This window comes from Phycicoccus jejuensis, assembly GCF_000720925.1.
In the GTDB taxonomy this organism is placed as follows: domain Bacteria; phylum Actinomycetota; class Actinomycetes; order Actinomycetales; family Dermatophilaceae; genus Phycicoccus; species Phycicoccus jejuensis.
Window position 1 is genome coordinate 1 of record NZ_JOEE01000012.1, and the last position, 17,215, is coordinate 17,215.

The 17,215-nt window shown below is 73.7% G+C and carries 16 protein-coding genes; 10 read left to right on the forward strand and 6 right to left on the reverse strand.

What is annotated here, in order from left to right:
* Positions 1-412 precede the first annotated feature (412 nt).
* Positions 413-1,477 (forward strand): HpcH/HpaI aldolase/citrate lyase family protein, encoded by a 1,065-nt coding sequence (locus IG69_RS0118045; protein WP_030529564.1) that lies wholly within the window; start codon positions 413-415, stop codon positions 1,475-1,477.
* A complete protein-coding gene (locus tag IG69_RS0118050) occupies positions 1,474-2,337 on the forward strand; it encodes an HpcH/HpaI aldolase/citrate lyase family protein (RefSeq protein WP_030529565.1) in 864 nt (287 codons plus the stop codon). Before IG69_RS0118045 ends, IG69_RS0118050 begins: the two co-directional genes overlap by 4 nt.
* Positions 2,338-2,358: 21 nt before the next feature.
* On the opposite strand, the gene IG69_RS0118055 is transcribed toward IG69_RS0118050, so the two are convergent.
* Genes IG69_RS0118055 through IG69_RS0118070 form a run of 4 tightly spaced genes read right to left on the reverse strand, consistent with a single transcriptional unit; the run spans position 2,359 to position 6,116 of the window.
* Positions 2,359-3,387, reverse strand: coding sequence for a saccharopine dehydrogenase (locus IG69_RS0118055; RefSeq protein WP_036830620.1), 1,029 nt, complete (start codon positions 3,385-3,387; stop codon positions 2,359-2,361).
* A 5-nt stretch (positions 3,388-3,392) separates the two neighbouring features.
* Complete coding sequence (locus IG69_RS0118060) at positions 3,393-4,433, reverse strand: Gfo/Idh/MocA family protein (protein ID WP_030529567.1); 1,041 nt, start codon at positions 4,431-4,433, stop codon at positions 3,393-3,395.
* Between the two features lie 9 nt (positions 4,434-4,442).
* The gene (locus tag IG69_RS0118065; RefSeq protein ID WP_030529568.1) at positions 4,443-5,237 is read right to left on the reverse strand and encodes an alpha/beta hydrolase; all 795 of its coding nucleotides are present in this window, start codon (positions 5,235-5,237) and stop codon (positions 4,443-4,445) included.
* A gap of 33 nt (positions 5,238-5,270) precedes the next feature.
* The gene (locus tag IG69_RS0118070; RefSeq protein ID WP_030529569.1) at positions 5,271-6,116 is read right to left on the reverse strand and encodes a serine protein kinase RIO; all 846 of its coding nucleotides are present in this window, start codon (positions 6,114-6,116) and stop codon (positions 5,271-5,273) included.
* 292 nt (positions 6,117-6,408) lie between these two features.
* On the opposite strand from IG69_RS0118070, the gene IG69_RS0118075 reads away from it, so the two are divergent.
* The 4 genes from IG69_RS0118075 (at position 6,409) to IG69_RS0118090 (ending at position 9,721) form a co-directional block, all read left to right on the forward strand.
* Positions 6,409-7,608 (forward strand): acyl-CoA dehydrogenase family protein, encoded by a 1,200-nt coding sequence (locus IG69_RS0118075; RefSeq protein WP_030529570.1) that lies wholly within the window; start codon positions 6,409-6,411, stop codon positions 7,606-7,608.
* 70 nt (positions 7,609-7,678) lie between these two features.
* On the forward strand, positions 7,679-8,266 hold the full coding sequence (locus IG69_RS0118080; protein ID WP_051750731.1) for a YflT domain-containing protein: 588 nt from the start codon (positions 7,679-7,681) through the stop codon (positions 8,264-8,266).
* A 32-nt stretch (positions 8,267-8,298) separates the two neighbouring features.
* Positions 8,299-9,042: a PIG-L deacetylase family protein gene (locus IG69_RS0118085; RefSeq protein WP_030529572.1), complete on the forward strand. Its 744-nt coding sequence runs from the start codon at positions 8,299-8,301 to the stop codon at positions 9,040-9,042.
* Positions 9,043-9,046: 4 nt separating this feature from the next.
* Entirely contained in the window at positions 9,047-9,721 is a 675-nt protein-coding gene (locus IG69_RS0118090; RefSeq protein WP_030529573.1) for a hypothetical protein, read from the forward strand.
* On the opposite strand, the gene IG69_RS0118095 is transcribed toward IG69_RS0118090, so the two are convergent.
* Positions 9,699-11,189, reverse strand: coding sequence for an aminopeptidase P family protein (locus IG69_RS0118095; RefSeq protein WP_030529574.1), 1,491 nt, complete (start codon positions 11,187-11,189; stop codon positions 9,699-9,701). The two genes, IG69_RS0118090 and IG69_RS0118095, sit on opposite strands and share 23 nt — an antisense overlap.
* A gap of 86 nt (positions 11,190-11,275) precedes the next feature.
* On the opposite strand from IG69_RS0118095, the gene IG69_RS0118100 reads away from it, so the two are divergent.
* Positions 11,276-12,349 (forward strand): DUF2332 domain-containing protein, encoded by a 1,074-nt coding sequence (locus tag IG69_RS0118100; protein WP_051750732.1) that lies wholly within the window; start codon positions 11,276-11,278, stop codon positions 12,347-12,349.
* The gene (locus tag IG69_RS0118105; RefSeq protein WP_030529576.1) at positions 12,346-13,890 is read left to right on the forward strand and encodes a class I adenylate-forming enzyme family protein; all 1,545 of its coding nucleotides are present in this window, start codon (positions 12,346-12,348) and stop codon (positions 13,888-13,890) included. The genes IG69_RS0118100 and IG69_RS0118105 overlap by 4 nt, the downstream gene beginning before the upstream one ends.
* Positions 13,891-13,898: 8 nt before the next feature.
* Here IG69_RS0118105 and glpK read toward each other — a convergent pair whose 3' ends face one another.
* Positions 13,899-15,410 carry a glycerol kinase GlpK gene (gene glpK, locus IG69_RS0118110; RefSeq protein WP_030529577.1) on the reverse strand — a complete coding sequence of 504 codons (1,512 nt, stop codon included), beginning with the start codon at positions 15,408-15,410 and terminating at the stop codon, positions 13,899-13,901.
* Positions 15,411-15,571: 161 nt separating this feature from the next.
* Here glpK and IG69_RS20530 point away from each other — a divergent pair, with 161 nt between their 5' ends.
* The gene (locus tag IG69_RS20530) at positions 15,572-16,510 is read left to right on the forward strand and encodes a type IV toxin-antitoxin system AbiEi family antitoxin domain-containing protein (RefSeq protein WP_036830622.1); all 939 of its coding nucleotides are present in this window, start codon (positions 15,572-15,574) and stop codon (positions 16,508-16,510) included.
* Positions 16,511-16,670: 160 nt separating this feature from the next.
* Positions 16,671-17,213, forward strand: a complete 543-nt coding sequence (locus IG69_RS0118120; protein ID WP_030529578.1) for a MaoC family dehydratase — start codon at positions 16,671-16,673, stop codon at positions 17,211-17,213.
* Positions 17,214-17,215: the final 2 nt, after the last annotated feature.

Genomic DNA, 17,215 nt, shown 5'->3' on the forward strand with positions numbered 1-17,215 from the left:
CAACAGAGCCGGTGGCGACCCCACCTCGCCCCCGACGGCACCGTCACCTGGCACGGCCCCGACGGCGCCAACCGCACCACCGAACCCCCAGCACCGCACCACCGGCTGACCGCCGCCTCGGACTGCCGACGCCCACCCTGTCGCCCCACGGTGCGGCGTACAGAAATCGACGCTTTCGTCACTTCCTGTCCGGCTCGATGTCGGCACGAGCGGCGTCGCTGGGTGCGCCTGCCGGGCCGCACTGTCCTCGGACTGCCGCCCCGACCTCTTCCTGCCGGCCCCGTGTGGCACCCGGCGGGGCGAGGAGTCCCGCCGCGGCGTGGGTCACACCGTGACGTGGCTCATGCGGAGGGGGCCCGGCCCGCTGCTAGCGTCCGACGCGACCGTGCACCCCGCCTCGGAAGGCTCGACGATGCGCAGCGCCAAGGACTTCTTCGCCCCCCTCGCCGTGGGGGCGCCGATGCCGCTCCGGGAGGTGCCCGCCCGGCCCAGCCGGATGATCCACTTCTTCGACCCGAGCAACCCGAAGATGGCCGCGAAGGTGCCCGACATGGTCGGCACCGTCGACGTGCTCCTCGGCAACCTCGAGGACGCGGTCAAGGCCGAGAACAAGGAGGCCGCCCGGCAGGGGCTCGTCGACATCGCGAAGGCCACCGACTTCGGGGAGCACACCCAGCTCTGGACCCGCGTCAACGCCCTCGACAGCCCGTGGGCGCTCGACGACCTGATCACGCTCGTCACCGAGATCGGCGACCGGCTCGACGTCGTCATGGTCCCGAAGGTCCAGGGCCCCGAGGACATCCACTACGTCGACCGGCTGCTCGCGCAGCTCGAGGCGAAGGCCGGCGTCACGCGCCCGATCCTCGTCCACGCCATCCTCGAGACGGCCCGCGGCATGGCGAACGTCGAGGCCATCGCCGGTGCGAGCCCGCGGATGCAGGGCATCAGCCTCGGCCCGGCCGACCTCGCCGCCGACCGCCGGATGAAGACGACGCGCGTCGGCGGCGGCCACCCCGGCTACCTCGTGCGCCAGGACCCGGTGGACGGCGACGTCGAGGGCGCCCGGTCGGTCTTCCAGCAGGACCTGTGGCACTACACGATCGCGCGGATGGTCGACGCCTGCGCGATGCACGGGATCTTCCCGTACTACGGCCCGTTCGGGGACATCAAGGACGTCGTCGCCTGCGAGGACCAGTTCCGCAACGCCTTCCTCCTCGGCTGCGTCGGCACGTGGAGCCTGCACCCGGTGCAGATCGCCATCGCCAAGAAGGTCTTCAGCCCGTCGGCCGACGACGTCGCGCACGCGCGCCGGGTGCGGGCCGCGATGGGTGACGGCACGGGCGCGGTGATGCTCGACGGGAAGATGGAGGACGACGCGAGCCTCAAGCAGTGCCTCGTCATCCTCGAGCTCGCGGACCGCCTGTCCGCCAACGACCCCGAGCTCGCCGAGCTCTACGCCGAGGGGAGCGACGCATGAGCGAGGCCTACCGCCCGCGCCGCTCCGTGCTCTACATGCCGAGCAGCAACGAGCGCGCGCTCGAGAAGGCGAAGACGCTCCCGGTCGACGGCCTGATCCTCGACCTCGAGGACGCCGTCGGCCCGGACGACAAGCCGCAGGCCCGCGAGAACGCCTGCGCGGCAGCGGCGTCCGGCGACTACGGACACCGTGAGGTGACCATCCGCGTCAACGGCCTCGGCACCGAGTGGCACGACGCCGACCTCGAGGCCGCTTGTGCCGCAGGCCCGGACGGCATCGTCGTGCCGAAGGTCGGCTCAGCACAGGAGGTCCGCGACCTCGTCGCCGCGATGGAGCGCCACGGCGCACCGGACCACACGCGCCTCTGGGCGATGGTCGAGACCCCCGGCGCCGTGCTCGACGCGCGCGAGATCGCCTCTGCGTCCGACCGGCTCGCCGTCCTCGTGCTCGGGACCAACGACCTCGTCAAGGAGCTCCAGGCCCGGTTCGTCCCCGGACGCGCGCCTCTGCTCACCGCGCTCTCGACGGTCCTCCTGGCGGCCCGCGCCGCGGGCGTGGCCGTCCTCGACGGTGTGTACAACGACGTCAAGGACACCGAGGGCCTCGAGGCCGAGTGCCGGCAGGGCCGCGACCTGGGGTTCGACGGCAAGACGCTCATCCACCCCGGGCAGGTCGACCCGTGCAACGCCGTGTTCGCCCCGAGCGCCGAGGAGGTCGAGGACGCCCGCGGGCTGCTCGACGCCTGGGAGGCCGGCGCCGGCCGCGGCGTCGTCACGTACCGCGGCCGGATGGTCGAGAACCTCCACGTCGAGGTCGCCCGGCGCGTCCTCGCGGTCGACGAGGTCGTCCGCTCGCGCTGACGCCGAGCGGCCACCCCGGCCTCAGGCGGTGCGGACCGTCTGGGCGTCGCGGTAGGCGGCCGCCGCCGCGGCCCACGGCCCGCGGCGCCCGGCGAGCGACGGGACGAGCGGGACGAGGTCGGCCGAGAAGGCCACGCTCGCCTCACGGGGCAGGAGCGAGGGCAGGTTGTCGACGGCGATGACGTCGAGCGCCGGGGTGTCGGCGACCCGGCGCGCCGGCTCCTCCCAGGACGTGATCGAGGTGTTGACCGGGACGAGGTTGTGCTCGGAGGTGACGTCGCACGTGACGTCGGCGACGACGCGCAGCGCGCGGTCGGCGTCGAGGTCCTCGGGGCGGACGAACGCCTCCTGCGGCGTCGTCGAGAGCACGCAGTTGACGAGCAGCTCGTGCTCGAGGATCGCCTGGTGGTCGAGCTCGCGGGTGTCCTCGCGGTCCCAGCCGTCGAGGACGGTGCCGGCGGCCACGAGCGCGTCGAGGGCACCGATGCCGCTGCGGCCCTGGGCGCCGATGACGAGCGCCGACATCCCGTCGGCGCCGGCCGAGCGCACGAGGGCGTCGAGCTCGGCCTTCTCCATCGGGTGCAGCGGCTCGAGCCGGCCCCGGGCGGCGAGGACGCCGAGCGAGGCGCCGACGTAGCCCGCCCAGTAGCCGAAGGCGATGACGCGCCTGCCGTCGACGGTCAGGTACTCGAGGTCGAGCAGCGTGCCCCCGCCGGCGGTGAAGCGGCGCAGCAGCGCGCCGGCCCCCTCCTGACCCTTGTAGGCGTGCCCGAAGAAGATGTGGGTGTGCCGCAGCTCGGTCGGGGCGTCCGGGAGCTCCTTGATGCCGAGCACGTACGCGTCGTCGGGGGCGTCGACCCACGACCCGGCCGGCGCGACCTCGCAGCCACCGGTGCGGTAGGCCTCGATGCCGAAGACGCGCTGCGGCGACTCCTCGACGGTGACCCGGACGCCGTCCGCGACGAGGCGCGCCGCGTCGTGGGGGACGAGCGGGGCGCGGCGCTCGGTGGAGCGGGTCTCGTGGCGCAGCCACAGGTGCGGGGACGACATGGGGCTCATTCTCCCGGGTAGACGACGCCGAGCTGGTGGCGGACCTCGTCCATGACCCCCATGGCCCTCCGGGTGGCCTCCCACGGCACCGACCAGGTCTCGCGGCGTCCTGCGGCCACGGCGCGCGCGACCTCGGCCGCCTCGTAGCGGAACCCGTGGTCGGGGTGCTCGGGCTCGAAGGTGTCGACGAGGGTCCCCTCGGGGTCGAGCAGCCGCACGGTGCTGGCCGCGCCGTAGAAGTGGCCGGGGCCGGTGAGCTCCAGGCGCCCGGGCGCGCCCGCCACGAGGGCGGCGCACGGCGTCGCCGCGGCCATGGTCGAGGTCATCCGGGCGAGCGTCGACCCCTTGACCGCGCTGATGCCGACGGTGACGTCGACCCCCTCGGGGCTCAGCGTCCCCCGGGCCGCGACGGTGCCGAGCTCGCCGAGGACGTGGTCGGCAAAGTGGACCGGGTAGACGCCGAGGTCGAGGAGCGACCCGCCGGCGAGCTCGGGGTCCCAGAGCCGACGCGGACCGTCCGGCCAGAGGTGCTGGCCGTGGTCGGCCTGGACGAGCACGACCTCGCCGAGCGTGCCGGCCTCGATGGTGCGGCGGACGACGTCGTACTGGGGCAGGTAGCGGCTCCACATCGCCTCCGCGGCGAGCAGTCCGCCCGACTCCGCGGCGGCGAGCACCTCGTCGGTCTCCTCGCGGTTGCGGGTGAAGGCCTTCTCGACGAGGACGTGCTTGCCGGCGCGCAGGGCCAGGAGGGCGTGGGCGTGGTGCTCGCTGTGCGGGCTCGCGACGTAGACCGCCTCGACGGCCGGGTCGGCCACGAGCTCCTCGTACGAGCCGTACGCGCTCGCGACGTCGTGCCGCTGCGCGAACTCCTGCGCCCGCTCGGCCGACCGGGACCCGACGGCCACGACGCTCGAGCGGGTGCCCTCGCGGACGGCGTCGGCGAAGACGTGGGCGATGCCACCCGGGCCGATCACGCCCCAGCGCAGCGGGGGCGCCTCGAGCGGGTCGGGGGTCGTCGGCGGGGCGAGGGAGAGCGGCGACGGCATGGGTGAACCCTAGGCGCTCGCACCCCCGTCGAGCACCGAGCGGATCCAGCGCAGCTGCGGACCGCCGTGGTCGCGCCAGTAGTCACCGGTGTGCCCGCCGCCGTCGATGGTCACGCGCGCCGACGGGAGGACCTGCCCGAAGGCCCGGTTCGCCGCGGCGAAGGGGTCCTCGCGCCCGCAGGCCATGCGCACGGGGATGCGCTCGAGGACCCGGCGGCGGGTCGCGGCGAAGACGTCGTGCTGCTCGAAGTCCTCGCGGTCGTCGAAGGCGCCGGGGGCCGACGCGCCCGGCGAGGTCCACAGCGCCGCGCTCATCGGCGCGACGGCCGCGACGCGCCCCGGCCCGAGCTCGCCGGCGAGGAGCAGCGAGCCGTAGCCGCCCATCGACCAGCCGAGGAACGCGACCCGGTCGGTCGCGCCGTACTCCTCGGCGACGAGGGGGAGGAAGTCGTCGGTGACCATCGCGCCGGAGTCCGTGCCGTCGTCGCGCCGGTGCCAGTACCCGTTGCCGCCGTCCACCGCGGCGACCGCCAGCCCCGTGGCGGCGACGTGATCGTCGAGGTGGAGGAGGTCGAGGGCCTGCTCGCCGTGGCCGCCCTTGCCGTGGAGGACGACGACGGGGGCGCGCAGCACCGACCGGTCGTGCGGCATCGCGAGGACCCACGGGAGGTCGCGTCCCGGCACGTGGCGCGAGCGCAGGGTGCCGCGGCGGACCTCGACGTCACCGGCCGAGCAGCCCACCAGCGCGAGCCCCGCGGCCGACACGGCCCCGGCCACGACCTGGCGGCGGGGCGGGCTGGGCACGACGTCAGGCTAGGGCGGGAGCCGCGGGAGGTGTCAGAACCGCGCCGTCGCCTCCGCGACGAGGTCGCCGACGAGCTCGCCCGCGTCGACCTCGAGCCCGCGCCGGGCGAACCACGTGACCATCGTCGTCGCGTCGCGCTCGAGGAACTCGAAGCCCTGCGGGTTGCCGATGACGTCGACGACCTGCGGCCAGTCGATGAGCACGAGGCGCTCGTCGTGGACGAGGACGTTGTACGGGCTGAGGTCGCCGTGGGTCCAGCCGTGGTGGGCGAGCGTGAGCATCACCGACCGCAGCTGCTCGTAGAGGTCGCGCAGCAGTGCCGGCTCCGGACGCGTCTGGACCAGGCGCGGCGCCGCGACCGGCGTCGGGCCGTCGGTGCTGCCGACGAACTCCATGAGCATCTCGGACTCGTCGAGCTGGACGGGGTAGGGGACCGGCAGGCCGAGCTCCCAGAGGGAGCCGAGCGCGGCGAACTCGGCGGCCGCCCACTGCCCGGCGATCACCTGCTTGCCGAAGTCGGTGCGCCGGGCCATCGCGCGCGCCTCGCGGCTCTTGCGGACCCGGCGTCCCTCGAGGTAGCCGGCGTCGCGGTGGAAGAGGCGGTGGTCGCCGCTGCGATAGCGCTTGGCGGCCATCGTCGAGACGGTGCCGGAGCCCGGGACCCAGCGGCGCACGACGTGGACGTCGGCCTCCTTGCCGGTCTTGAGGACGCCGAGGTCGGCGTCGACGGCGCCGAGCGCGGTGACGACCCAGCCCGGGCGGGGCTTCGGCCCGTGGGCCGCGCCGTCCCAGGAGGACCAGCGCTCGCCCTCGGGCGGGGCGTCAGGGGAGGTGTCGGTGGAGAAGGCTGCCTGCTTCTGCGGCAGGTGGAACGGCATGTGTGCCAACGGAGTGCTCCTGTGCGAGGAAGGGGATCGGGGCCGGGGTGCGGCCCGGGACAGTCGTGGACATGTCGGCCTCCTTCGTCGTGCGGGAGCACGCGGGGTGCGCGCTCGGACCCCAGCGTGGGGCAGCCGTCCCCGACGGCGCCACTCCTTTTTCCCGGCGGCCGGGGCGTGGGCGGCGTCACACGGTGGGGGGACTCACAGTCGACGGGCGTTCCGGGGCGCTGCTGCCGCAGGCACACTGATCCGCGACACCACCGACCCACGCGAAGGCGGCGATCCGCGCATGTCCCGACTCCAGACCACCGACGGTCTCACCGAGGAGCAGCACGAGCTCATCAAGCTGGTCCGCGAGTTCGTCGACGAGCAGATCCTCCCCGTGGCCACCGAGCTGGAGCACAAGGACGAGTACCCGACGCAGATCGTCGAGGGCATGAAGGAGATGGGGATCTTCGGGCTGATGATCCCCGAGGAGTACGGCGGCCTCGGCGAGAGCCTCCTCACCTACGCGCTCGTCGTCGAGGAGATCGCCCGCGGCTGGATGAGCGTCAGCGGCATCATCAACACCCACTTCATCGTCGCGTACATGCTGCTCCAGCACGGCACCGAGGAGCAGAAGCAGCGCTACCTGCCGCGGATGGCGACCGGCGAGGTGCGCGGGGCGTTCTCGATGAGCGAGCCGGGCCTCGGCTCGGACGTCGCCGCCATCCGCACCAAGGCGGTCCGGGGCGAGGACGGCGGCTGGACCATCGACGGCCAGAAGATGTGGCTGACCAACGGCGGCTCGAGCAACCTCGTCGCGGTGCTCGTCAGGACCGACCTCGGGGAGTCCACGAGCCCGTACAAGAACATGACGACCTTCCTCGTCGAGAAGGAGTCCGGCTTCGGCGAGACCGCGCAGGGCGTCACGGTGCCCGGCAAGATCGACAAGATGGGCTACAAGGGCGTCGACACGACCGAGCTCGTCTTCCAGGGCCACCGCACGACCGACGCGCAGGTCCTCGGCGGGGCCCCGGGCCGGGGCTTCTACCAGATGATGGACGGCGTCGAGGTGGGCCGCGTCAACGTCGCCGCCCGGGCCTGCGGCCTCTCGCGGCGGGCGTTCGAGCTCGGCATCGCCTACAGCCAGCAGCGCGAGACGTTCGGCAAGAAGATCGCCGAGCACCAGGGCATCCTCTTCCGCCTCGCCGACATGGCGACCAAGGTCGAGGCGAGCCACCAGATGATGGTCAAGGCCGCGCGGCTCAAGGACGCCGGCCAGCGCAACGACCTCGAGGCGGGCATGGCCAAGTACCTCGCCGCCGAGAACTGCGCCGACGTCGTCGAGCAGTCCTTCCGCATCCACGGCGGCTACGGCTACTCCAAGGAGTACGAGATCGAGCGCCTCTACCGCGAGGCGCCGATGCTGCTCATCGGCGAGGGCACGGCCGAGATCCAGAAGATGATCATCGGCCGCCGCCTCCTCGAGGACTACAAGGCCCGCTGACCCTCGGCACCGGCGGTTCCGCCCAGCAGGCGTCCAGCCCGCGTCCAGCGGGCGGTGACACACTGGGGGCATGAGCACCCAGCCGATGCGCCCGGGCCTGCGCGCCGCCCTGTCGCTGGAGTACCCGATGAGCCTCGGGGTCCACGACACCTACGAGGAGGCGCAGAAGGCCGTCGACTACCTGTCCGACCACGAGTTCCCGGTCCAGGACGTGATGATCGTCGGCACCGACCTCAAGCAGATCGAGCGCGTCACGGGCCGGCTCACCCAGGGCCGCGTCATCGGCGCCGGCGCCCTGTCGGGCATGTGGCTCGGTCTGTTCGTCGGGACGATCTTCGCGGTCTTCGACCCGAGCGGCTTCAACATCGTCTCGATCATCTCGACGGTCCTCTTCGGTGCCGTCTTCGGGATGGTGTGGGCCTGGTTCGGCTACCGGCTGACCCGTGGCCAGCGCGACTTCACCTCGGTCAGCCAGGTCGTCGCCGCCAAGTACGAGGTCCTCGTCGAGCACCGCCACGTGACCCGCGGCCGCGAGCTGCTCGCCCAGATGGACCCGATGAAGGCCGCGCAGGAGCAGGTGCGCCAGGCGCAGGAGGCCGAGCGGGCCCGGCTCGCGACCGAGCACCCCGCGCAGCCGCAGCAGCCGCCGCAGGCCTGACGCGGCGGGTCGGGCGCGCGTAGCCTCGGCCCATGGCCGACGACCGTCCCGACCTCGTACCCCTCGAGGGTCCCTTCCGCTCCGTCCTCTGCGTCGTGGCGCACCCGGACGACATCGAGTACGGCACGGCCGCGGCCGTGCACCGCTGGGTGGGCGAGGGGGCGCACGTCGCGTACTTCCTCCTGACCCGCGGCGAGGCCGGCATCGACACGATGTCGCCCGAGGAGGCCGGTACGGTGCGGGAGGCCGAGGAGCGCGAGAGCGCCCGCCGGGTCGGGGTCGACGTCGTCGAGTTCGCCGGCCGGGCCGACGGCGCCATCGAGGCCGGGGTGCCGCTGCGGCGTGAGATCGCCGCGGCCATCCGGCGGCACCGGCCCGACCTCGTCGTCGGCCAGACCTGGGCGGAGTTCTTCGGGCCGAACATGGTCAACCAGGCCGACCACCGCGCGGTCGGGCTCGCGACGCTCGACGCCGTGGCCGACGCCGGCAACCGGTGGCTGCACCGCGACCTGCTCGACGAGGGCCTCGAGCCGTGGGCCGGCGTGAAGGTCGTCGCCGTCGCGGGGTCGCCCTCGCCGACGCACGCCGTCGACGTGTCGGGCGAGCACTTCGAGGCGTCCGTGCACTCGCTCGAGGCGCACGCGGCCTACAACGCGGCGCTGCCCGACGACTTCCCGTCCCCGCGCGAGCTGCTCCAGATGATCCTCGGCGGCGGGGGAGAGGCGGCCGGCGTCGAGCACGCGTGGACCGCGCAGGTCGTCATCGACCGACGCTGACGCCGTGGCCGTCGTGCGCCGGTTGACCGACGTCTCGGTCGGCTCCTGGCTCGTGGACCGGCTGGACCGTCGGGAGGACCGGTTCGGAACGGCCGGGTCCGTCGTGCCGTCGGGCTTCGCGCGAGTCGTGCGGGTGCTGCACCCGGTCGGGACGGACGGCGCAACCTGGGCCTCGGTCGCGGCGCGCACCGGTCGCACGATGCACCCGCTGGTGCAGTGGCGGTCCATCGCCGACCACGTCGTCGACGGGCGGTCGGGGGACATCGACCCGGAGGAGGGGAGCATCCCGGCCGCGACGCTGGAGGTGGTGCTGCGGCACTGTCCCGCAACGGGTGATGTCGTGCACGGCGTGTGGAGCGGCTTCGGATGGGTCGACCCGCCGGACCCACTGCTCGTCGGCAACCTGCGCGACTACGCCCTCTTCACCGGCCCGCGCCAGGCGGTCACCGAGTGGCCGGGCATCGCCGCCCCCTGGGACCAGAGCGCGAACTACGTCTGGCCCGCCGACCGGTCGTGGTGCGTGGCGACCGAGATCGACTGGGACTTCACCCTCGTGGCGTGCGACGACGACGTCGCCGACGCCCTGCGGGCCGACCCCGACCTCGAGACCTACGACGTCGCGGAGACCGACGACCTCATGCGGGCCGGGGACCGGGTCAACGGCCCTGGACGCGCCTGACCCAGGCCTCGACGTCCTCGGAGCTGCGCGGCATCGCGTCGGACAGGTTCTCGCAGCCGTCCTCGGTGACGAGCACGTCGTCCTCGATGCGCACGCCGATGCCGCGGAAGCGCTCGGGGGCCTTGAGGTCGTCGGACTTGAAGTAGAGGCCGGGCTCGACGGTGAGGACCATCCCGGGACGCAGCTCGGCGTCCATGTACTCCTCGCGGGTCGCGAGGGCGCAGTCGTGGACGTCGAGGCCGAGGTGGTGCGAGGTGCCGTGCACCATCCAGCGGCGGTGGTACTGCCCGTGCTCCTTGTCGAGGCTGTCCTCGACCGAGACGCCCTCGGGGAGCAGGCCCCAGGCGTGCAGGTGCTCGGCGATGACGCGGATGGCCGCGGCATGGACGTCGGAGAACTTGTTGCCGGGCTTGACGGCGGCGATGCCCGCCTGCTGCGCGGCGTACACGGCGTCGTACACCTCGCGCTGGGCGTCGGTGTACGTGCCGTCGACGGGGAGCGTGCGGGTGATGTCGGCGGTGTAGAGGCTGTCGACCTCGACGCCCGCGTCGATGAGCACGAGCTCGCCGGCGGTGACCTCGCCGGTGTTCTTGATCCAGTGCAGCGTGTTCGCGTGGTCGCCGGCGGCGCAGATGGAGTCGTAGCCGACTCCGTTGCCGCGGTGGCGGGCGGTCAGCCCGAAGGTGCCCTCGAGCCACCGCTCGCCGCGGGGGTCGCCGACGGCGTCGGGGAGCGCGGCGATCATCGCCTCGAAGCCCTCGTGGGTGGCCGCGACCGCCTCGCGCATCTGCTCGACCTCGTAGTCGTCCTTGCACAGGCGCATGAGGGAGACCTCGTGGGCGAGGGCGTCGTCGGACTCCTGGAGGCCCTCCTCGGCGGCGCCGTTCGCGACGCGGGCGGCGTCGAGGCGGGCGGTCAGCTCGTGGTCGGCGTCGCGGACGACGCGGACGGTGACCTCGCCGGCGTCCTTGGCGACGGCGTCGACGAGACCGTCGACGTGCCGCGCGGTGAGCCCGAGCTCGAGCTCGACGTCCTCGAGGGTCGGCCGGGCGCCGACCCAGAACTCGCCGTAGCGGGCGTCGGCGAAGAACTCGTCGCTGTCGCGGTCGGCGAGCGGGCGGAAGTACAGGACCGCCTCGTGGCCGCCGTCCTCGAGCGGCTCGAGGACGAGCACGGCGTCCGGCTCGCGGTCGGCCCCGAGGCCGGTGAGGTAGGCGAAGGCGGTGTGCGGGCGGAAGACGTAGTCGGTGTCGTTGCTGCGGACCTTGAGCCCGCCCGCGGGCACGACGAGCCGCTGCTTCGGGTAGGCCGCGCTGAGCACGGCGCGGCGCGCGGCGGCCGGGGCCGCCGCGGGCGAGGGGCCCGTGACGGTCGGGCGGCGCGGCGCCCAGTCCTCGCGGATGAACGCCCGCAGCTCGTCGGTGGTCGCCCGGGCGCGGTTGTCGGCCTGCTTCTGCTCCTCGCTCACCCACCCCATGCTGCCACGGCCGTCCGACCGCCCGACCCGTGGCGCAGCGTTTGCGGCGCCGGAGCGCGCGTTGCGACACTCTGCCGGTGACAGCAGAGCAGGCGGCGCACGGCCAGGGGGCCGGCGCCCCGAAGACCCTGGCGGACCGGTTCCGCGAGCACTTCGGCCACCGGGACCACCTCTACGGGGTGCTCCTCGCCGAGATGGCCGACGACTGGGACGACGAGGGCGTCACCCGCGAGATCTTCGAGGGCTGGGAGCATTCGGAGGCGCGCCAGTTCGTCCAGCTGCGCCTGCTCGCCGGGCTCTTCCGCATCGTCCTGCGCGGCGACGCCCCGCAGCTCGTGCCGTTCTACCCGGTGCTCGGCGGTGACGCCGACCCCGAGGAGGCGTGGGCGGCCGTCCGGCCGGTGCTCGCCGCGCACGTCGTCGAGCTGAGGGACAGTCTCGACGACGCGCCGCAGACCAACGAGCCCGGTCGGGCCGTGGCGCTGCTCGTCGGCATCTCGGAGGCCGTGCGGCGGACCGGTCTGCGCAACGTCCGGCTGCTCGAGCTCGGGGCGTCGGCGGGGATGGGTCTGCAGGTCGACCGGTACCGGTTCGAGGGCGACGGCTGGAGCGCGGGCCCCGAGGACGCCCCCCTCGTCATCGACGCCTGTGGCGCAGCGGGGTTCGACCCGCAGCCGTTCGAGGTCGTCGAGCGGCGCGGGTGCGACCTCGCACCGGTCGACGTCTCGACGGAGGAGGGAGAGGCGTACATGCGCTCCTTCGTCTGGCCGTGGATGCTCGACCGCCACCTGCGGTTCGACGGGGCCCTCGAGGTGATGCGCCGGCACCCCGTCACCGTCGACGCCGCGCCGGCCGGTGCGTGGCTCGCCGAGCAGCTGGCCGCCGCCCCGGCGGAGGGGGTGCTGACGGTCGTGTGGCACTCGGTGACCCGGGTCTACTGGGCGGTCGAGGAGGCCCGGGCGGTGGAGTCCGCCATGGTGGACGCCCGGGGCCGCATGCCGCTCGCCCACGTGTCGATGGAGACCCCGTGGGCGGTCTGGGAGTCGGCCGTCGCACGGCCCCTGCCGCGGATGCCGCGCATCGAGCTCGACGGGGTCCTCCTCGGCACCTGCGACCACCACGGGCCCCCGGTGCAGCTCGAGCGTCGATGACGCCGCGGCTGCCGCCCGTCAACCTCGCCCGCGCGTGCCTCGGCCCGGCGGCGCACCGGCCGGCCGACGGGCTCGGGCTCGTCGTCACGCACGACCTCGACGACCCGTCGGCGGGCGAGGAGCGGTGGACGTGGGGGGAGCTGGCCGACGCCGTGCGCGCCGTCGCGGCGGGGCTGCTGGGCAGCGGGATCCGGCCGGGGGAGCGGCTCGTCCTGCGGCTCGGCGACACGAGCGACTTCGCGCTCGCGTTCTTCGGGGCGGTGGCGGCGGGTGTCGTGCCGGTGCCGACCTCGGACCAGCTGACCGCCGAGGAGGTCGCGTTCGTCGCGGCCGACTGCGGCGCGGTCGCGCTCGCGGTGGCGCCGGGCCTCGAGGTGTCCACCGGGCTGCCGGTGGTGGGGCCGGAGGACCTCGGTCGGTGGCGGGCCGGTGGCGCTCGGGCGGACTGGGCGTCGACGGCGGCCGACGACCCCGCGTTCCTCGTCTACACGTCGGGGACGACCGGCCGGCCCAAGGGCGTGCTGCACGCGCACCGGTCGGTCCTCGGCCGGCGGCCCATGTACGACGGGTGGCTCGGCATCGGCCCGGGGGACGTCGTGCTCCACGCCGGGTCGTTCACGTGGACCTACACGCTCGGGGTGGGGCTGACGGACCCGTGGGCGGTCGGCGCCACGGCGGTCGTCCACAGCGGACGTCGCGACCCGGCAGCGTGGCCTCGCCTCGTGGAGCACTGCGCGGCAACGGTGTTCGCGGCGGTCCCGGGCGTCTACCGGCAGCTGCTGGCCCGATGGGCGGGTGGTCCGCTCGGTGCGCCGGACGGTCCGCTGCGCTCGCTGCGGCACGCCGTCACGGCGGGGGAGGCGCTGGCTCCGGTCCTGCTGGAGGAGTGGCGAGCACGGACCGGGCTCGAGCTGTTCGAGGCGCTCGGGATGAGCGAGGTCTCGACGTTCGTCTCGTCGGGACCGTCGACCCCGGTGCGGCCCGGCAGCCCCGGCCGCGCGCAGCCGGGTCGGCGCATCGCCGTGCTGCCCGTCGACGGTGGGGAGGAGCCGTTGCCGGTCGGCGAGGCGGGGCTGCTGGCGGTGCACCGCAGCGACCCGGGGCTGATGCTCGGCTCCTGGCAGCGTCCGGACGAGGACGGGTCCGCCTGGCGCGGAGACTGGTTCGTCAGCGGCGACCTCGTCCACGTCGACGCCGACGGCTACGTCCACCACCACGGCCGGGCGGACGACGTGATGACCTCGATGGGGTACCGGGTCTCGCCGCACGAGGTCGAGGCCGTCCTGGCGCGCCACCCCTCCGTCGGCGAGGTCGCGGTGACCGAGGTGGCCGTACGCGACGGCGTGCGCATCATCACGGCGTTCGTCGTCCCGGCGGCGGACGAGCACCCGGACGAGCAGGTGCTGCTGGCCTTCGCCGCCGAGCACCTGGCCCGGTACAAGTGCCCGCGCGCCGTCCGGGTCGTCGGGCGGCTGCCGCGCACGCCCAACGGCAAGGTCGTGCGACGGTCGCTGGCCGGCGGCCCGGAGCCGTTGTCGTAGAGCGACTCTCAGTCGTCGACCCAGTCGAGGGTGCGGTCGACGGCCTTGCGCCACCCGGCGTAGCCGTCGCGCCGCTGCTCGTCGGACCAGGTGGGCTCCCACCGCTCGTCCTCGGCCCAGTTGGCCCGCAGCTCGTCGGTGTCGGCCCAGAACCCGACCGCCAGGCCGGCCGCGTACGCAGCGCCGAGCGCGGTCGTCTCGGCGACGACCGGCTTGCTGACCGGCACCCCGAGGACGTCGGCCTGGAGCTGCATGCACAGCCGGTTCGCGGTGACGCCGCCGTCGACCTTGAGGCACGTCATCTCGACACCGGAGTCCGCGACCATCGCGTCGGCGACGTCGCGCGACTGGTAGCAGATGGCCTCGAGCGTCGCCCGCGCCAGGTGCGCGTTGGTGTTGAAGCGCGACAGGCCGACGATCGCGCCGCGGGCGTCGCTGCGCCAGTAGGGCGCGAAGAGTCCGCTGAACGCCGGCACGAAGTACACGCCGCCGGAGTCCTCGACCTGGGCCGCGAGGCGTTCGACCTCGGAGGCTCCCGAGATGATGCCCAGCTGGTCGCGCAGCCACTGGACCGCGCTGCCCGTCACCGCGATCGAGCCCTCGAGGGCGTACACCGGCTTGGCGTCGCCCAGCTGGTAGGCGACCGTCGTCAGGAGCCCGTTCGTGCTGCGCACGAGCTCCTCGCCGGTGTTGAGCAGGAGGAAGTTGCCCGTCCCGTACGTGTTCTTGGCCTCACCGGGCGCGAAGCACACCTGGCCGACGGTCGCCGCCTGCTGGTCACCGAGCACCCCGGTGATCGGCACCGCGCTCGTGCCGCGCCGGCCGCCCGTGCGCCCGAACGCCTCCGCGTGGCTGCTCGCGCTGATGGTCGGCAGCATCGCACGAGGGATATCGAAGAAGCCGAGGAGCTCGTCGTCCCAGTCGAGCGTGGTGAGGTCCATGAGCATCGTGCGGCTGGCGTTCGTCACGTCGGTGACGTGCAGGCCGCCGTCCGGGCCGCCGGTGAGGTTCCAGACGACCCAGGTGTCGGGGGTGCCGAAGAGCGCGTCCCCACGCTCGGCGGCCGCGCGCAGGCCGTCGACGTTCTCGAGCATCCACTGGACCTTGCCGGCGCTGAAGTAGGTGGCGGGCGGCAGCCCGGCCTTCTCGCGGATGACGTCGCCGCGGCCGTCGGCGTCGAGCGCGCGGGCGATCGCGGCGGTGCGGGTGTCCTGCCAGACGATCGCGTTGTGGAACGGGCGGCCGGTGCGCTTGTCCCAGACGATCGCCGTCTCGCGCTGGTTCGTGATGCCGATCGCGGCGAGGTCGCCGGTCGAGAGACCGGAGCTCGTCAGGGCCGAGCCGATGGCGGTCTGGGTGCGGTCCCAGATCTCAAGCGGGTTGTGCTCGACCCATCCGGCGCGGGGGAGGACCTGCTCGTGCTCGAGCTGGTGACGGGCCACCTCGCGCCCGTCGTGGTCGAACACCATGAACCGGGTGCTCGTCGTGCCCTGGTCGACCGCGCCGATGAAGTCCGCCATGACCCGACCCTAGAGCCCCCGACCCTCGACCACCGAGGCTCCGGGCGGGCTTGTCGGCGCCGGGCGGGGTCGTTGTCCCGCCCCGTGCCGACAACCCCGTCCCCGCCGGACCCTGTGGACAAGTCCGCGGCTGTGGCGACCGGTTCCAGCACGATCTCGGGATGGACGGTCGACTGACGGCGTTCGCGCTGGCCCGAGGTGGGGTGTTCACCAGCGCGGAGGCGACGGGCCTCGGGGTGGAGGAGACGGCGCTGCGCCGAGCCAGGGCCGCGGGCGGCGTGGTGCGGGTGCGCCGTGACGCCTATGTGCTCGGCGAGTGCTGGACGGACGCGGGACCCGAGCAACGGTTGGCCCTCCGGACGCGGGCTGTGCTCCGGACCCGGGGGCAGGACGTGGCCTCGCACCAGTCGGCCCTCGCCCTCCACGGGCTGCCGCTCGTCGACCTTGCGCTCGACGTCGTCGACGTCCTCGGCGGGTCGACCCGTACGCGCTCGGCCGGGGGCCTGCGGGTCCACCCCCGGGAGGACGTCGAGCACGTCGTCGCCGACGGCTACCGGTGCGTCCCCGTCGCGTTCGCCCTCGCGCAGGTCGTCGTCCGGTCGGGCGTGCGCGCGGGGATGGTGCCGGTCGACGCCGCGCTGCACTCCGGGCGCATCTCGCGAGGGCAGCTCGGTGAGGCGCTCGGGCGGTTGGCCGGGCGCCCGGCGCAGGTCCTGCGCGCCGAGTCGGTGATGGCTCGGTGCAGCGCCCTCTCCGAGTCCCCGGGCGAGACGCTGACCCGGCTGTTCCTCGTGGACGCCGGGTTCGTGCTGCGGGCGCAGGTGCCGGTCGGGGACGACGACGGTCTCGTCGGTCGGGTCGACCTCCTCGTCGAGGACCGCGTCGTCGTCGAGTTCGACGGGGCCGTGAAGTACGGCGGGACGGACGGACGTGAGGCGCTGGTCGCCGAGAAGCGCCGGGAGGACCGCCTGCGCGCGCTCGGGTACGCGGTCGTCCGCGTCACGTGGGCCGACCTGGCGCATCCCGAGCGGGTCGTCGCGCGGGTCCGGCGGGCGCTGGCGGGGTTGTCGGCACGGGGCGTGGCAACAACCCTGTCCTGAGCCGGTTTCCCCGTCACGAAGCAGGGTGGGCCGGTGATGCACCCGCGTCGGGTGCTGGCGGGTCGCTGCGCCGGTGTGGGGAAGGGCACGTCGCGGCGGGCTGCCGCCGGTCGCGGGCTCGCGCGAGGATGTCCGGGACACCGGAGCGAAGGAGATCGACGTGCAGTTCGGGCGCAGCTACGAGGAGTTCGAGGTCGGGGCGACGTACAAGCACTGGCCCGGCAAGACGGTGACCGAGTACGACGACCACCTGTTCTGCCTGCTGACGATGAACCACCACCCGCTCCACCTCGACAGCCACTACGCCGAGGAGACGACGCAGTTCGGGAAGAACGTCGTCGTCGGCAACTACGTCTACTCGATCCTCCTCGGGATGTCGGTGCCGGACGTCAGCGGCAAGGCCATCGCCAACCTCGAGATCGAGAGCCTCCGGCACGTCGCGCCGACCTTCCACGGCGACACCCTCTACGGCGAGACGACGGTGCTCGACAAGTGGGAGAGCACGAGCAAGGACGACCGGGGGGTCGTCCACGTCGAGACGATCGGCTACAAGCAGGACGGCACGGTCGTCTGCATCTTCCGGCGCAAGGTCATGGTCCCGAAGCAGTCCTACCTCGACGCCCGCGGCGGCGAGCAGCCCGGCCGCCCGACGCCGCAGCCGGACCGGAACTGGCCCGGTCCGGCTGCCACGCCGCAGTCCTGAGG